Source organism: Paenibacillus sp. J22P90, assembly GCF_059692195.1.
In genome coordinates, this window is sequence record NZ_JCAUAY010000001.1 from 383,395 (window position 1) to 399,618 (window position 16,224).

General features: G+C 44.6%; 11 protein-coding genes. 10 read left to right on the forward strand and 1 reads right to left on the reverse strand.

Annotation, left to right across the window (positions count from 1 at the left end; genetic code table 11):
* Window positions 1-119 precede the first annotated feature (119 nt).
* The 8 genes from AC58UX_RS01505 (at window position 120) to AC58UX_RS01540 (ending at window position 13,078) form a co-directional block, all read left to right on the forward strand.
* Window positions 120-5,549, forward strand: a complete 5,430-nt coding sequence (locus AC58UX_RS01505; protein ID WP_497249021.1) for a LamG-like jellyroll fold domain-containing protein — start codon at window positions 120-122, stop codon at window positions 5,547-5,549.
* A 373-nt stretch (window positions 5,550-5,922) separates the two neighbouring features.
* A complete protein-coding gene (locus AC58UX_RS01510; protein ID WP_497249023.1) occupies window positions 5,923-7,110 on the forward strand; it encodes an acyl-CoA dehydrogenase family protein in 1,188 nt (395 codons plus the stop codon).
* Between the two features lie 139 nt (window positions 7,111-7,249).
* Complete coding sequence (locus AC58UX_RS01515) at window positions 7,250-8,431, forward strand: lipid-transfer protein (RefSeq protein ID WP_497249025.1); 1,182 nt, start codon at window positions 7,250-7,252, stop codon at window positions 8,429-8,431.
* A 41-nt stretch (window positions 8,432-8,472) separates the two neighbouring features.
* On the forward strand, window positions 8,473-9,288 hold the full coding sequence (locus AC58UX_RS01520) for an SDR family NAD(P)-dependent oxidoreductase (RefSeq protein ID WP_497249027.1): 816 nt from the start codon (window positions 8,473-8,475) through the stop codon (window positions 9,286-9,288).
* Window positions 9,289-9,311: 23 nt separating this feature from the next.
* Window positions 9,312-9,770, forward strand: coding sequence for a MaoC family dehydratase N-terminal domain-containing protein (locus tag AC58UX_RS01525; protein ID WP_497249029.1), 459 nt, complete (start codon window positions 9,312-9,314; stop codon window positions 9,768-9,770).
* 26 nt (window positions 9,771-9,796) lie between these two features.
* A complete protein-coding gene (locus AC58UX_RS01530; protein WP_497249031.1) occupies window positions 9,797-10,204 on the forward strand; it encodes a MaoC/PaaZ C-terminal domain-containing protein in 408 nt (135 codons plus the stop codon).
* Between the two features lie 36 nt (window positions 10,205-10,240).
* Window positions 10,241-11,428, forward strand: coding sequence for an acyl-CoA dehydrogenase family protein (locus AC58UX_RS01535; protein WP_497250020.1), 1,188 nt, complete (start codon window positions 10,241-10,243; stop codon window positions 11,426-11,428).
* A gap of 51 nt (window positions 11,429-11,479) precedes the next feature.
* Window positions 11,480-13,078 (forward strand): long-chain-fatty-acid--CoA ligase, encoded by a 1,599-nt coding sequence (locus AC58UX_RS01540; protein ID WP_497249033.1) that lies wholly within the window; start codon window positions 11,480-11,482, stop codon window positions 13,076-13,078.
* Window positions 13,079-13,101: 23 nt separating this feature from the next.
* Here the strand turns inward: AC58UX_RS01540 and AC58UX_RS01545 are convergent, their stop codons facing one another.
* Window positions 13,102-14,019 (reverse strand): LysR family transcriptional regulator, encoded by a 918-nt coding sequence (locus tag AC58UX_RS01545; RefSeq protein WP_497249035.1) that lies wholly within the window; start codon window positions 14,017-14,019, stop codon window positions 13,102-13,104.
* Window positions 14,020-14,189: 170 nt separating this feature from the next.
* Between AC58UX_RS01545 and AC58UX_RS01550 the strand changes: the two genes are divergently transcribed.
* Window positions 14,190-15,383 carry an acyl-CoA dehydrogenase family protein gene (locus AC58UX_RS01550; RefSeq protein ID WP_497249037.1) on the forward strand — a complete coding sequence of 398 codons (1,194 nt, stop codon included), beginning with the start codon at window positions 14,190-14,192 and terminating at the stop codon, window positions 15,381-15,383.
* 39 nt (window positions 15,384-15,422) lie between these two features.
* A complete protein-coding gene (locus AC58UX_RS01555) occupies window positions 15,423-16,211 on the forward strand; it encodes a citryl-CoA lyase (RefSeq protein WP_497249039.1) in 789 nt (262 codons plus the stop codon).
* The last annotated feature ends 13 nt before the right edge of the window (window positions 16,212-16,224 follow it).

The following is a 16,224-nucleotide window of genomic DNA, read 5'->3' on the forward strand; positions in this document are numbered from 1 at the left end:
TTTCTTTTTATAATCCTTAGAATAAAGGTTAGGAAGCGATTACATGTTCAGTTAATCAAGGGGGGTTCATAGCTATGTTCACAAGCGAGAGAAAGCTTTTATCCAAACTAATCTCTATAATGATGATCACGATCATGGTTGGAGGAGGTTTACTTCCCCATTTCCAGCCTGAGGTGGAAGCAGCAACGACGACCATGTACCAATACAAATTCGATGAGAGCAGCGGGACGACAACGGTTGACGTCATGGGTGTCGGTCCAGTAGGCACACTAGTAAACAGTCCTTCGCAAGTACCAGGTATGAAGGGCAATGCATTGAGCTTCAATCGGACGACACAATATGTCGATCTGGGAACTGCTAATGCGATAAACTTGCAAAATCAGTTCAGTATTGAAACGTGGATTAAACCTAATGTTCAAGATGGGACAGCAATGAGTATCCTTTCTCAAGGGAAAAGCGGTGTTACAGCGAACTCATGGTGGCTTTATATGGCGAACGGACAATTGAATTTTGAAATCGCTGATAAGTCCGGGAATAACTACTTCGTCCTTACGAGTACGGCTTTAGTCCCTCTAAATCAATGGTCTCAAGTTACTCTAACGCGTAATGGGACAACCTTTAACCTCTATCTGAACGGGACATTACTTGCATCCAAAGTATTCGGATCGGCTATTGATCTTACAGGTAACCCCAATAATCTTTGGGTTGGCAGCGCCAAAAATGGATCGAATGCGCCTTGGCGAGCTTTCAGCGGGATGATTGACGAACTGAAATTTTATGACACCGAACTGACTGCAGCAACTATTACGACCGATTTTTCGACTGGCGCTAAGCCAATCAACAATTATCAATTTGACGAATCAACGGGTACGACTACCGTAGATGCGACAGGAACGGGTCCTAACGGGACATTGGTGAATACGCCCTCCTTCGTTCCTGGCTTAGTTAATAACTCACTTAGCTTAAATGGAACTAATTCCTATGTAAATTTAGGGACTACCAATCGCGTCGATCAACTCAATCAATATACGATTGAGACGTGGGTTAATCCGAATGCTGCGGTTACGTCATCGAGAACGATCCTATCTCATGGGGTTAGCGGCAGTTCTCCATATACATTTTGGTGGTTCATTAATAATGGACAACTGAGATTGCAAATCGCCGATAAAAATGGTGCGAACTTTAATGATTTCTATGGAGGATCCGTTCTGCCTAATAAATGGAGTCACGTCGCCCTGACTAGAAGCGGTAACGATTTTAAACTCTATGTAAATGGTGTTCAGGTTGCTACGAAATCGATCGCTTCTATGGATCAAACGAATAATACTAACTCCTTATGGGTTGGCGGTTCCGCCAACGGTCCTGTGTATGTATTTGACGGGAAATTAGACGAACTCAAGTTTTATAACGGTGCACTAGATGCAGCTACATTATTGGCTCACTACACTAGTGTAGATGTGAAATATACGATGGCCGTGGAAAATGGAACGATTGTAGCAAGTTTATCTAATCCTGCTGCACCGCCAATTGCTTCCGATTTTGCTGCAACCATACAAATTAATAGTGGTAGTAAGGTTCCCTTAACATTTAACGATTTCGTGTATGACCCAATTAATAAAACAGCAACGATGCATTTTGACCCGATTGGGCAGGCTTCGCTTCACCAAAGTGTTGCAATTGAAATGACGTATCAATCTGTGCTGGCACTCGGATCATTTCAATTATTCCAACAGCCGAGCAACATTACAGATTGGTTCCGTGACGCGAAATACGGTGTCGGCGTTCACTGGACGTCCAAAACGATCAAACAAGACAAAACGCAGTTTGCTACCTACTGTCAAGCCGTCGATAATTTTGATGTTAATAAATTTGCTCAGCAGTTGGATGATGCAGGGGCTGGTTATGTCCTATTTACCATCAATCATGTTGATAACTGGTTGCCCTTTCCAAGCGCTAAGGCAGATGCGATTCTAGCAGGAAGAACATGCGCACGTGATTTACCGTCAGATCTCTATAACGCGATCAATCCTAAAGGGATTAAGATGATGTTTTACTATAACTGGGATAACCCAACGGATGGTGCTTGGCGCACAGCCATTAATTTCAACAATGCCGCCGTTAGTGAACAGAATATTTATGATTTGGTTGATGAAATTGGAAACCGATATGGTTCAAAGCTGGCTGGTTGGTGGATTGACGGAATGTACGACGCGGGAACTCGCTTTAGACCATTTACGTCATTTTCACAGCATTTAAAGACTGGCAATCCGAATCGTCTAGTTGCTTTAAGTACATTAGGGCAGTCTTGGTCGAATAATCAGTATGATGCAAACACCGTAAACGCGAACGATTATAATCCAGGCGAGAGTATGAACATTTCTAGAGTGCCAAGTTCAAGATTCTCTGGACAAAATGGTGTCCAATGGCAAGAGTTTACGAATATGACAGGCAACGATTGGTTGTATTATGTCGGCAATAAAGATACACATTCCCAGAGCCCGAACTATTCCGACAGCGATGTCATCAGTCATATTCAAGCCGTGAATGCAAACGGCGGCATTTTCACTTATAACGCAGCTCCATATCAAGATACGCTAATCTCTGATGCAACCATGGCGCAGTTAAAAGCCATTAAAAAAGCCATCCGGAATGGAGCGAACAAGTTAGACGATACGGCGCCTGTTGATCATGCTTCCCCGTCTATTACTTATACTAGTGGATGGTCGAATTATAACGGGTTGCACTACGCTACAGCTTCAGGAGAAAGCGCACAGTATACATTTAGTGGAACGGCTGTGTCCTGGTTTGGCGTTAAAGGATCAGACCATGGAAAAGCAGATGTGTATATTGATAATGTATTGGAGGCGACGGTAGATTTATATGCGACAACTAGACTAACGAATGTGCCCGTATATACGAAGAGTAATTTATCTGCTGGCACTCATACCATTAAAATTGTAGTAAGAAGTGATCGAAATGCAGCCGCCACGAGTAACTATGTGGAACTGAAATCACTCAATATCCCGCGTTTTAATACTACAGGGTCATGGACTTCGTTTTTGGATGCCAGTTATTTCAGTGGAACAGGGATTCAGTCAGCAACAGCGGATAGCGGTATTACCTATACCTTCACGGGTAACTCAGTGGAATGGACCGGAGTAAAAGACGTAGATCGTGGTGTGGCTGATGTTTACATTGACGATGTACTAGATGCGACAATTGATTTGTATGCGACTTCGAGACAAACACAAGTCCCCGTGTATAGCAGATATGGTCTATCATCTGGCAGCCATTCAATTAAGATTAAGGTGAGAAGCGAGAAGAATGTGGCATCGAGTGGAACTCTGGTTGATGTAGATGCTTTGGAATATTATACAAATAGTTCATCCATATCCGAGAGTGCTGCGATGGTTACTGCGAGCAGCTATATATTGCCTGCGGATGGAGCAAGCTCAGCAACGATTACCGTACAATTGAATGACGGCAATGGTAATCCATTAACATCAAGTGGGGGTAGTGTCACATTAGCAAGTACGTTGGGTAAAGTAGGTCCTGTAACGGATCATGGGAACGGTACATATTCCGCGACGTTAACGAGTACTCGTATAGTTGGAGCAGCTTTCATTTCAGGGACATTGAATGGCGTACCACTAGCAAACACGATGAAAGTCACACTTAATGCCGTTAGTACAAATGCTTTGGTTCAGGCGATCACAGTTACACAATCCGTGTACGATACCGCTGAAGAAGGACCGAATGTAGGCCAATATCCAGTAGGCTCGAAAACCGTACTGATGAATGCCGTTAATGCAGCTCAACTGGTTGTTGGTGATGCAACAGCTACGCAGGGGCAAATTGATCAAGCACAAATAGATTTGAATACGGCTCTAACCGTGTTTCAAGCTTCTGTGATTACGGTCTTGCCAGTAACGAAGACAGCTTTGATGCAAGCGTTATCAGTAACCCAAAGTGTGTACAATAATGCACAAGAAGGAACAAATGTAGGCCAATATCCTTCAGGCTTAAAAACCGTGCTGTTGGCTGCCATTAACGCGGCTCAGCTGGTTATCAGTGATGCGACAGCAACACAGTTGCATGTGGATCAAGCAGAAACGGATTTAAATACGGCTCTAATCGCGTTTCAAGCTTCTGTGATTACGGTTTTGCCAGTAACGAAGACGGCTTTGATCCAAGCGCTATCAGTAACCCAAAGTGTGTACAATAATGCACAAGAAGGACCGAATGTAGGCCAACATCCATCTGGCTTGAAAACTGTGCTGATGGCTGCCATTAACGCAGCTCAGCTGGTTGTTGGTGATGCGACAGCTACACAGGGGCAAGTGGATCAAGCAGTAACAGTATTGAATGCGGCATTGTCTGCTTTTAATGCGGCAGTGATCGTTTATCAGCCAGTCTATGAAGACACCCCTGTAGTCCCAGTCGAACCTAAAAAGGAAGATTATAAAATCGTTAGTAAAAGTGATGAAACGGCGATCATTGAAATTAACAAAGATTTCTCGCAAGTAGCTATACCTATTGCTCAAGTTGGAGGAAAAACGCTCCAAGTTCAGGCAGGCGAAGTGACTGTTATCATCGATAAAGCGATTCAAGAGAAGTTGAAAGCTCAGATTGGTGATGCGCAGCAGGCTGCGATTAAAGTAAAAGTGAATTCTGATCAAGCTTCTACAACGAATCCAGTTCTGCCTAACAATGACTCTTTATCACAAAAATTGATAGGTCAAATTCAAGAGATCAGTGTCGTTATCCAATTAGCGGATGGTCGAGAAATGAGCATGGAAGATCTCAAGGAAGAGATCCAAGTCACGCTGCCAGTTCCGAATGGAACCGTTGATACAGAACTTTTAGGTGTATATCACTTAAATGAATTATCTGGTCAGTGGGAATATATCGGAGGAACATTAGATAAGTTAAGCAAAATGTCTGCGAATATCTCAAAACCAGGCCAATACGCGGTTATGGAATATGCTAAAACTTTTACAGATGTACCAGCTGATAATTGGGCCTACCGGACAGTACAAGTACTATCCGCCAAACATATTATTAGCGGGTCGACTGACCATGAATTTACACCAAATGGAAAAACAACAAGAGCTGAATTTACAACATTGCTTGTAAAAGCATTGAATCTAAAATTAAATGATGAGCGTTCATCCAAGTTTAGTGATATTGGTGTCAATGACTGGTACTCTACTTATGTGGTAGCAGCGTATTCAGCGGGGATCATTAGTGGAGTCTCAAACAGTGAATTTGCTCCAAATGCAGAAATTACTCGCGAACAAATGGCTGTATTACTTGTAAGAGCCTATGAGTATTTGCAAGGGGAAATTAGTGATACGAACAACAAACTTCAAGTCTACAATGATAGAGCGAATGTATCTTCATGGGCAGAAACTGAAGTCAACAAGGCGATTCAAACAGGGTTGATGCAAGGAAAAGGAACAAACTTCTTTGATCCGCGATCTGACGCAGTACGTGCAGAAACAGCGCAGGCCATTCTGAATCTACTTCAAAAGAGTGTGTCTAAATAGCATTAATTAATATTAGAGAGGTAGCGATTAAGCTGCCTCTCTTTTTATATGTTTCCTTCATACTTTAATGAACATCAGCGGGTGCTTAGATGTGTCGGACGAAGTGGTCTACATGCTGGATGGGAAGCAGATTGTTTGTAAGGTTTCGGGATGGTAGGTTAGTTAATTGATTAGCGGTGGTTGCCACAGGATGGCAGCCCTTCACCCAGCTATCGGGCAGTTTGGTAGCTAATCTTCGTGTTTTTATAAAATATAAATTTTTAATATTAATAATCGATTATTAATTACATAACATACCTTTTAGTTTTTAAACTTTTAATCATGATGATCTGAAAATATTATTATCAGTATCATCATGTTAGGAGGGGATACGATGTCTGCATCAGCAACTAAGGCAACTTTTGATTTGTTTAAATCAGATCGTACATTTTGCAATCAAGACCATGAAATGTTTAGAACTTCGCTCAGAAAATTTATGAATAAAGAAGTGCTGCCCTTTTTTGAAGAGTGGGAAGAAAGCGGTTGCATACCACGCGAGCTGTATAGAAAGATGGGGGAACAAGGATTTCTCTGTCCACAGGTCGATCCTGAATACGGCGGGCTTGGGCTCGATTTTGGCTTTAATATCGTCATGTCCGAGGAGCTGTATCGCGTTGGCGGGGGGATGACCGGCGCTAATATTCATAGTTCTATCGTGGTTCCTTACCTGGAAAAGTACGGATCGGAAGAGCAAAAGCAACGATATTTGCCTAAGTGTGTAAGTGGCGAAATCATTACGGCTGTGGCCATGACGGAGCCTGGTACAGGATCTAACTTGGCTGGAGTGAGTACATCAGCAGTAAGAGATGACGACCATTACGTGCTTAACGGGCAAAAGACGTTCATTACAAACGGCTTTAATGCGGAATTATTTTTCGTCGTCGTCAAAACAGATCCTCATGCAGATCCTGCTCATAAGGGAGTCAGCGTCATCATGGTGGATGGCGATACGCCAGGTTTTTCCCGTGGACGTAAACTGAAGAAATTGGGCATGCGCTCTTCAGATACGGCTGAGCTTATTTTTGAGGATGCTCGTGTACCTGCGACCAATTTGCTTGGTGAAGAGGGCCAAGGTTTTTATATTTTGATGGATAAATTGCAGCAAGAACGGATTTTGGCAGCGAATGGAGCCTTCGTGCAAGCGCAGGAGATGTTAAAGTCGACGATAACGTATGTGAAAGAACGACAAGCATTCGGGAAGCCGATCAGTTCCTTCCAAAATACGCAGTTTGAAATCGCGGAAATGGCTACGGAAATTACAATGGCTCAGACGTTTCTGGATGATCTCGCTATTCGACATATGAAAGGCGAGAATATCGTCACACAGGTATCCATGGCGAAATGGTGGATTACGGATATGGCTCGTCGTGCGGCTGCCAGATGCTTACAGCTCTATGGCGGGTATGGCTTTATGGAAGAATATCCGATCGCTCGCCGATACCGAGACATCGCAGTTTTGCCGATTGCAGCGGGGTCCAACGAGATTATGAAAACGATCATTGCCAAAAATTTGGGGATGTAACCACGTCGCATTTAATTTTCCAAACGTACCTTTAAGTTTCTAAACTTCAAAATTCGACGTCCCATCACCTATGATGAGTAGGAAGATTCTATGATTTGTAATCTTTGAATTTTTTTGGCATAACGAGGAGGGAAGCAAGTTGAGCAGAAAAGCAAAAATCATCGGGGTAAATATGGTACCGTTTACAAAGCCTGGCACCCACGAGCCTTATGAAGTGATGGCGACCAAAGCGGTGAATGGCGCATTAGAAGACGCAGGCATCAAGTTCTCCGAAATTGAGCAGGCTTATGCCAGCTATATTTACGGTGACAGCACTTGCGGGCAAAAAGCCTTGTATAAAGTGGGCATGGCAGGTATTCCGATTTTTAATATTAACAACAACTGTTCCTCAGGTTCTAGTGCGCTGTTCCTAGCAAGGCAAGCCATTGAGTCCGGTGTCGTGGAGTGTGCGCTTGCCTTTGGTTTTGAAGAGATGCAGCCTGGCTCTTTGAAATCTCACTGGGATGATCGAACTTCACCAGTTGAGTGGTTGCAGGAGCGCTTGGTTGAGCTTTGGCCTGAAGTACCAGCGGCGCCAAGAGCAATCCGCTTATTCGGATCGGCTGCGGAGGAGTACCTTACGAAGTATGGGGCGAATCCGGATATTTTTGCGAAGGTATCTGTGAAAACAAGGAAGCATGCGATTCAAAATCCGTTTTCGCTGTTCACGAAACCTTTAACGGTTGACGAAGTCATGAACTCGCCGCAGTTAATGCCGCATATGACACGTCTCATGGCTTGTCCTCCTACGTGCGGAGCTGCTGCGGTCATTGTCTGCAGTGAAGAATTTGCCAAGAAACATGGCATATCCAACCCTGTTGAAATTGCTGCGCAAGCGCTTACAACAGATCGTAATGTGACCTACGATAACATCATGAACATCGTTGGCGCCGATATGACGCGTCGCGCTGCCAAGCAGGTGTATGAAGCTGCAGGCATCGGGCCTGAGGATGTCGATGTGTTGGAGCTGCACGATTGCTTTACGCCGAATGAAGTCATCACGTATGAAGCGCTGGGCCTATGTGAAGAAGGTGGAGCAGAGAAGTTTATTGATGATGGTAATAACACCTATGGCGGCCAAGTCGTGGTCAACCCTTCTGGCGGCTTGATGTCCAAAGGACATCCCATCGGTGCGACGGGACTTGCGCAATGTACCGAATTGGTCTGGCACCTTCGCGGTCAAGCCAAGCAAAGGCAAGTTCAAAATGCAAGAATCGCCCTGCAGCATAACCTCGGTCTTGGCGGGGCATGTGTCGTCACGATGTATAAAGTGAGCTCATAAAGCACAGAAACCCATATGAAAAAACGAAAGGAAGAATATCAATGACCAAATTATTGGAAAACCAAGTAGCGATTATTACAGGAGCAGGAGCGGGGATTGGGAAAGCAACGGCTTTGTTGTTTGCCGAGCATGGCGCACGAGTAGTTGTAGCGGATTTAGATGAAGCGCTCGCCACTGAAACCGTAGCAGAAATCAAAGCGATTGGAAGCGATGCCATCCAAGTGTGCGGTGACGTGACAGCTTCCGGGTTTCCTAAGCGTGTCATGGAGGCAACGGCTGCTGCCTTTGGCCGACTGGATATCCTTGTGAATAACGCAGGCTATTGCTTGGACGGCTTCATTCATAAAATGACCGATGAGCAGTTCCAGAAAATACTCGACATCCACTTAATCGCGCCGTTCCGCATGATCCGCGAGGCGTCCCCATATATGCGTGACGTTGCGAAGAAAGAGATCGAGGGAGGTATCGTTCATCATCGTAAAATTATTAACGTCTCCTCCGTTTCCGGGCAGCGAGGAAATATGGGCCAAGCGAACTACTCCTCTGCGAAAGCGGGCGTAATTGGTTTGAGCAAAGTTGTTGCGCAAGAGTGGGGACAATTTAACGTGAACACGAACGCTGTTTCTTTCGGCTTCATCGATACACGTCTTACACGTCCTAAAGAAGAAGGCACGGTTATTAACGGTGAAATCGTTGGTATCCCTGAGAAAGTACGCAATATGTTGATTGATAAAATTCCGCAAAAACGCGTCGGTCAGGCTGCGGAAGCTGCTGCAGCTATCTTGTTCCTTGCATCCCAGTTGTCCAACTATGTGAATGGGCAAGTGATTAGCGTAAACGGCGGATCCTATACCTAATAGTAATTAATCCGAAGAGGTGAATGAACGTGTCGAACGTCAAAGAATTAATCGGTCTTGAGTTTAATCCGTACAGCTTGCAAGTGGAAAAAGGCAAAATTAGAGAACTAGCACTCGCTCTTGGTGACGACAATCCGATTTACTTCGATCTGGAAGCCGCTAAAGAGGCTGGTTATGAAGGCATTCCGATTCCGCCTACTTTTTTACAAGTGATTGACTTATGGGGTGGTTATGGCTCCGTTGAAAAGGTGGAAAAGCTGAAATTAAATCTAGTAAGAGTGTTACACGGTCAGCAAGCTTATGAATTCTTAGGGGATATTGTTGCTGGAGATACGCTTTATGTAACGAGTAAGGTCACTCAGGCTGAAACGAAGCAGGGCAGTTCTGGAGCGATGGATTTGATTACGAATGAAAATGAATACCGCAATCAACGAGACGAATTGGTGGCCATTTCGCGAAGTACGTTAGTACATCGTCATTAAAATTGAGAAACGAAGGAGAATGGAGCATGTTTTACGAGGATGTAAATGAAGGATATGAATTTCCGGTACTAAATAAGCCTCCCATCACACGCGTGCAGCTTGTCAGGTTTGCGGGCGCTTCCGGCGATTTCCATCCGCTTCATCTGGTTGAAGAGGTTGCAGAGAAAGCAGGCATGAAGATACTCGCCCATGGCATGTTGGTCATGGGAATGCTATCCCAAGGGGTTACCTCTTGGGTTTCCAGGAAAAACATTAAGAAAATCGAAGTTCGATTCGGAAAAATGACGTTTCCAGGCGAATCCATCCAGATCGTTGGGAAGGTATTAGAGAAGAAAGCTGACAACATCATTGTAGGCGAAGTGTTGGCTAAGAGCACGGAAGGCGAAGTCAAAGTTTCAGGTGTTTTTGAAGCGAAATTACCTTCAAGGACTTAGTCAAACTACGAGTTGGAGGATACGACATTGTCAAACATAGCTTCTTCATCCAAAACATCGGCAGTATTTGATCTGTTCAAACGAAAAAGAACGTTCCTGACGCAAGAACATGAGATGTTCCGCACTTCACTGCAGAAATTTCTTGAAAAAGAGGCTGTGCCGAACATTGAGAAATGGGAAGAAGATAACTATATACCGCGTGAATTTTACAAAAAAATGGGAGCCCAAGGCTTCCTTTGTCCGCAAATTACATCGGAATATGGGGGACTTGAACTCGATTTCGGATTTAATGTGGTGCTGGCCGAAGAACTGTATCGTGTAGGTGTAGGTACACTAGCGAGTACGAGCAGTTCAATTATCGTTCCTTATTTGGAATCCTATGGAACAGAAGAACAGAAGGAAAAATACTTGCCAAAATGTGTGAGTGGGGAAATCACAACTGCCGTTGCCATGACGGAGCCTGGAACAGGCTCCGACTTGGCCAGTATGAACACGACAGCTGTACGCGATGGCGATCACTATATCATAAATGGACAGAAAACCTTTATTTCCAATGGAATTAATGCAGGTCTGTTCTTCGTTGCCGTGAAAACCGATCCGAAAGCGGAACCGGCGCGCAAAGGCGTCAGCATTATTTTGGTAGATGAAGACACACCTGGCTTCTCACGCGGACGTCAGTTGAAAAAATTAGGTCAGCATTCCAACGATACGATTGAATTGATTTTCGAGGATGCGCGTGTTCCTGTGACGAATCTGCTTGGTGAGGAAGGCAAAGGCTTCTACTACTTGATGGATAGATTACAGCAAGAGCGTCTTGTGATTGCTTATCATGCTATCGTGGTTGCCGAAGAGATGTTGAAGTCAACCATCACCTATGTGAAAGAGCGCCAAGCCTTCGGTAAGCCGATTAGTTCGTTTCAAAACACGCAGTTCGAGATAGCTGAAATGGCAACTGAATTGACAATGACGCAAACCTTCCTTGACGATTTGGCAGCCAGACATCTGGCAGGGGAAAATATCGTGACGCAAATTTCAATGGCCAAGTGGTTTATCACCGATATGGCAAGACGCATGTCTGCCCGTTGTTTACAGCTGTATGGCGGATACGGGTTTATGGAGGAATATCCGATTGCTCGTCGTTATCGAGATGTTGCTGCAATGCCGATTTACGGCGGCACGTCGGAAATTATGAAAAATATTATCGCTAAAAACCTCGGTTTGTAAACCGCATGGGGATAGTAAGATTCTTCTATTAAAATTGAGGGAGTTATCAGCATGATGAGACCATGGCATGCCTTTTATCCGGAAACTATTCCGCATAAATTAGCAATACCCTCTTGTTCTATTTACCATTTTTTAGAACGGTCCACGCAAGATTTCCCTGATCTCACAGCAATTATTGAGAATGATGAAGAGATTTCTTATTCCGAATTAAAACATAAAGTCGATTGCTTTGCTGCGGCACTGCATCGTCGCGGCTTTAAGAAAGGCGATCGACTCGCGATCATGCTCTATAATTGCAAAGAAAGTGTAATCGCTTACTTTGGCGTACTACGGTTGGGCGGTATCGTTGTTCAGTTGAATCCGATGTATCAGCAGCATGAATTGAACTTTTTGCTGGGTGATGCCGCACCATCCTGGCTAATTTGTGATAGCAGCCAAATGGAGAAATTACAGCGAATCAGCTATTGCAGCAATCTGCAAATTATTACAACGGATACCCATGTGAATGGATTTGCCAATTTGGATAGCCTGATCAAAGAAGAGAATCAGGAGCTTCCACAGCTGCTGATCAACACCCGAGAAGATGTTGCAGTCTTGCAGTATACAGGGGGAACGACGGGCACCCCCAAAGGGGTCATGATCACACATTTCAACACCGTTGCCTCGGTGCAGCATCTGACCGTTACGGATGAAGGGGCACTAGAACGCTCAGGCGAGCGTTTTTTGGGTGCCATGCCGATGTTTCATACGGCTGGTCTATCTGTCATGGTTTGCTGCGTATATCATGCAGGAGCCTATATTCCCGTTAGGCATTTTCGTGTTCAGGATGCTCTCGGATTGTTCAGGAAATTTCGTCCAGCTCACTTGTCAGCGCCGCCTACTGTCTTTCAATCTGTGATTAACCATCCCGATTTTCAGAAAAATGACTTAAGCTCTTTAAAAGTATGCAGATCGGGTGCTGCTCCTATTCCTTCCAATGTGATGCAGGCTTTTGAACAAATATCAGGCGTACGGATTTCAGAAGCGTACGGACTGACGGAGTCCAACGCGGTTATCGTTAGAAATCTAGCAAAAGGGACTAGGAAAATAGGCAGTGTAGGAATCCCAGTACCTAACTCGGATATGAAAATCGTAGATATTGAGACAGGGTTGAAAGAAATGCCTGTAGGCGAATCTGGCGAAATCCTATTAAAAGGCCCGCAGATCATGAAAGGTTATTGGAATAATTCCGAGGAGACCGTTCGTACGGTACGCGATGGCTGGTTGCATACAGGCGATATCGGCATGATGGATGCAGACGGGTTCTTATTTGTCGTAGGCAGGAAAAAAGAAATGATCATCGCGGGCGGGTACAACATTTACCCCAACGAGATTGACGAAGTGCTGTATAAACATCCAGCTATCGCCGAAGTATGCGTATACGGGGTGCCGGATGAGTACCGAGGGGAAACGGTGAAAGCGGCGATCGTCGTTAAAGTAGATCATACGCTGACAGAAGAAGATGTCATTGCTTGGTGTAAAGAGCGACTAGCGAAATACAAAGTACCCCGATTTATCGAATTTAGGGATCGATTGCCGAAATCAGCAGTCGGGAAAATATTACGCCGTGTATTAGTGGAAGAATATACAGCAAAGTCGAAGCTGTCCTAATGCAGCTTCGACTTTGCAAACGCTTACGATACTTTGAAATATTGGGTTTGAGCTTGAAGTTCTTTCAGAAATTCCTGACCAGCCACAGAGAAGTGTTGGTTTTTCAAGCGGATACAATAAAACGACACATTCGTTTCGATCCCTGATATAGGTTTGACGACAATGTCCTCGCGCTGATAGAACGGATCGGATTTCAATGTGATACCGGTTTCAAATCCGCTTGCTAAGCCAAGTGAAATGAAATACTTTTTCGTATCCGAGCTTTGTGATTGGATTTGCAGATTAAAATTCTGGTACTCGCCAAACACATCCGAGTAATATTTGTTGGATCCATTATTGCGATCATAGGAGAGGGCAATGGGATACTTAATGACATCCGCAATCGTAACATTATCGACTTTCGCTAATTCAGAGTTTTTGCTAAAGCAAACCATCATGACCGTATCAATGAGGTGGGTCGTCGTCAGCATCTGATTGTCTTCTCGAACCTTGGACGAATAGAAGTGAATGCCCAGATCGGCATTGCCATTTAACACATCTTTACGCACTTGCGTAGGTTCACTTTCTTTAATTTCAAGGGTGACTTTCGGAAACTTAACTCTGAATTCGGCACAGGTCTTAGGGATGATCACTCTGCAGAAGCTGGAACTCGCTGAGATGGATAGGTGCCCAGTGACCTCAGAAGAATCGCTCTGGGCCTCATTTCGTAATTCTTCGATTTGATTTAAAATTTGCTGCGCTTTTAGGATGATTTTCTTGCCGCTTTCTGTGGGTATGAGTCCACTTCGGGAGCGTTCAAAAATCTTAACGCCTAGTTCTTCTTCTAAGTGACTGATCGCTAAACTAATGCTAGGAGAAGAGATATAAAGACGTTCTGCTGTGTGGGATATGGAGCCTGTCTTTGCTACCTCTGCCGTATAGAAGAGTTGCTCAATGCGCATATTTTCACCTATCGCTTATCTCAGATTATAGTCAATCATGCTTTAAATTTACCAAACGTACCTTTAAGAATCTAAACTTTCAATCATTATAATACGGAACTAATATTAATGTAAATTAATAAATGATACCGTTTACAAAGTTGGAAATCAGGGATTGGGAGTGATACATCTTGTCTAACACAGCTTCTTCAACTAAGCAGGCAACCATAGATTTGTTTAAAAGAAAGAGACCGTATCTGACGAATGAACATGAAATGTTTCGTACCTCTTTGCAAAAGTTTCTAGAAAAAGAAGCTGTTCCTTTCATTGAGAAATGGGAGGAAGACAATTATACGCCCCGTGAATTTTATAAAAAAATGGGAGATCAAGGCTTTCTTTGTCCGCAAGTGGATCCAGCTTATGGAGGGCTCGGCCTAGACTTTGGCTTTAACTTAGTATTGGGTGAAGAGCTAAGCCGCATCGGTGTAGGGATCATCGCGAGCATGAGCAGCTCCATCGTCGTTCCTTACCTAGAGAGATACGGAAACGAAGAGCAGAAATTGAAGTACCTCCCTAAATGTGTGAGCGGGGAGATCACGACCGCCATTGCGATGACGGAGCCCGGAACAGGATCAGACCTGGCGGCCATGAGTACGACAGCTGTGCGAGATGGCAATCACTATATCTTGAATGGGCAGAAAACATTTATCTCCAACGGAATCAATGCAGGGTTGTTCTTCGTTGCGGTGAAAACGGATCCTAAAGCGAATCCTGCTCGCAAAGGCGTCAGTATTCTCTTGGTCGATGAGGATACGCCAGGCTTCTCGCGAGGGCGCAAGTTGAAGAAATTAGGTCAACACTCTTCGGATACGGCTGAGCTTATTTTTGAAGACGCGCGTGTCCCGGTAGCTAATTTGCTTGGTGAAGAAGGCCAGGGCTTTTATTATTTGATGGAAAAGCTGCAGCAAGAACGCCTGTTGATCTCGTATAACTCACTGGTTGTTGGCGAAGAGATGCTCAAGTCGACCATGGCTTATGTCAAAGAACGGCAAGCCTTCGGCAAGCCGATCAGCTCCTTCCAAAATACGCAATTCGAAATTGCGGAAATGGCAACCGAAATGTCGATGTCACAGACGTTCATTGATGATTTGGCAGCACGACATATGAATGGTGAAAATATCGTGACTCAGATCTCCATGGCAAAATGGTTTCTAACGGACATGGTTAGACGAATGTCGGCCCGCTGTTTGCAGCTTCATGGCGGATACGGCTTTATGGAAGAATATCCAATTGCCCGTCGTTACCGGGATGCTGCGATCATGCCGATCTACGGCGGTACTTCCGAAATTATGAAATCGATTATTGCGAAGAACCTTGGATTGTAGATCAAAGCCATTGCAGGGGCCAGGAAGGGATTGTTGGACATGAAGTTCGAAACGAAAATCGGGATGTCTCAAACAGATGCCATTTATGTTCATGGCTGCGACTTAGCAGAAGATTTGATAGGGAACATTACCATCGCGGATATAGCGTTTTTAGGAGCGACGCACCGCCGGCCAACGGAAGATGAGTCCAAAATGATCAACGCAATCATGGTCGCGGTGGCTGAGCATGGATTTACACCCAGCTCCGTTGCAGCTCGTCTAACGTATCTTGGGGCGCCCGAAGCCGTTCAAGCCGCAGTGGCTGCCGGATTATTGGGTGCGGGTACGGTCTACCTAGGGGCGATGGAGTATGCGGCGCAAATGCTGCAAGAAGGCTGGCACACGTATGGTGATGATCAGCCTGTCGAGCATGTGGCCTCCCGGATTATTGCAGATCGACAGTCGCAAAATGTGCAAATACCGGGGTTTGGTCATCCGATACACAGACCTGTTGATCCCCGTACCGTTAAACTTTTCTCTATAGCAGAGCAATTAGGATTTAACGGCAAACATGTCGCATTAATGAGAGAAATTCATCGGCAATTAAGTGAGCAAAAAGGCAAGCCCATTACTTTAAATCTGGCTGGTGCTATCGGCGCAATCGCATCGGATATGAATTTGCATTACGGCATCGTCAAATCGTTCGCTGTTGCCGCCCGGGCAGTTGGCTTAATCGGACATATTGTCGAGGAGATTGAAGCGGGCAGAAAAGGAAGCATGGCGCAAAAGCTGTTTGATTATATTGAACACAATACGGAATATACCAACCATATCCCGTTAAAATCATAAATTTCAACATGAG

Bases quoted from the DNA above. Each gene is read 5' to 3' on its own strand.
- AC58UX_RS01505 (WP_497249021.1), top strand. From the start codon at position 120: ATGATGATCACGATCATGGTTGGAGGAGGTTTACTTCCCCATTTCCAG.
- AC58UX_RS01510 (WP_497249023.1), top strand. From the start codon at position 5,923: ATGTCTGCATCAGCAACTAAGGCAACTTTTGATTTGTTTAAATCAGAT.
- AC58UX_RS01520 (WP_497249027.1), top strand. From the start codon at position 8,473: ATGACCAAATTATTGGAAAACCAAGTAGCGATTATTACAGGAGCAGGA.
- AC58UX_RS01525 (WP_497249029.1), top strand. From the start codon at position 9,312: ATGAACGTGTCGAACGTCAAAGAATTAATCGGTCTTGAGTTTAATCCG.
- AC58UX_RS01530 (WP_497249031.1), top strand. From the start codon at position 9,797: ATGTTTTACGAGGATGTAAATGAAGGATATGAATTTCCGGTACTAAAT.
- AC58UX_RS01540 (WP_497249033.1), top strand. From the start codon at position 11,480: ATGATGAGACCATGGCATGCCTTTTATCCGGAAACTATTCCGCATAAA.
- AC58UX_RS01545 (WP_497249035.1), bottom strand. From the start codon at position 14,019: ATGCGCATTGAGCAACTCTTCTATACGGCAGAGGTAGCAAAGACAGGC.
- AC58UX_RS01555 (WP_497249039.1), top strand. From the start codon at position 15,423: ATGAAGTTCGAAACGAAAATCGGGATGTCTCAAACAGATGCCATTTAT.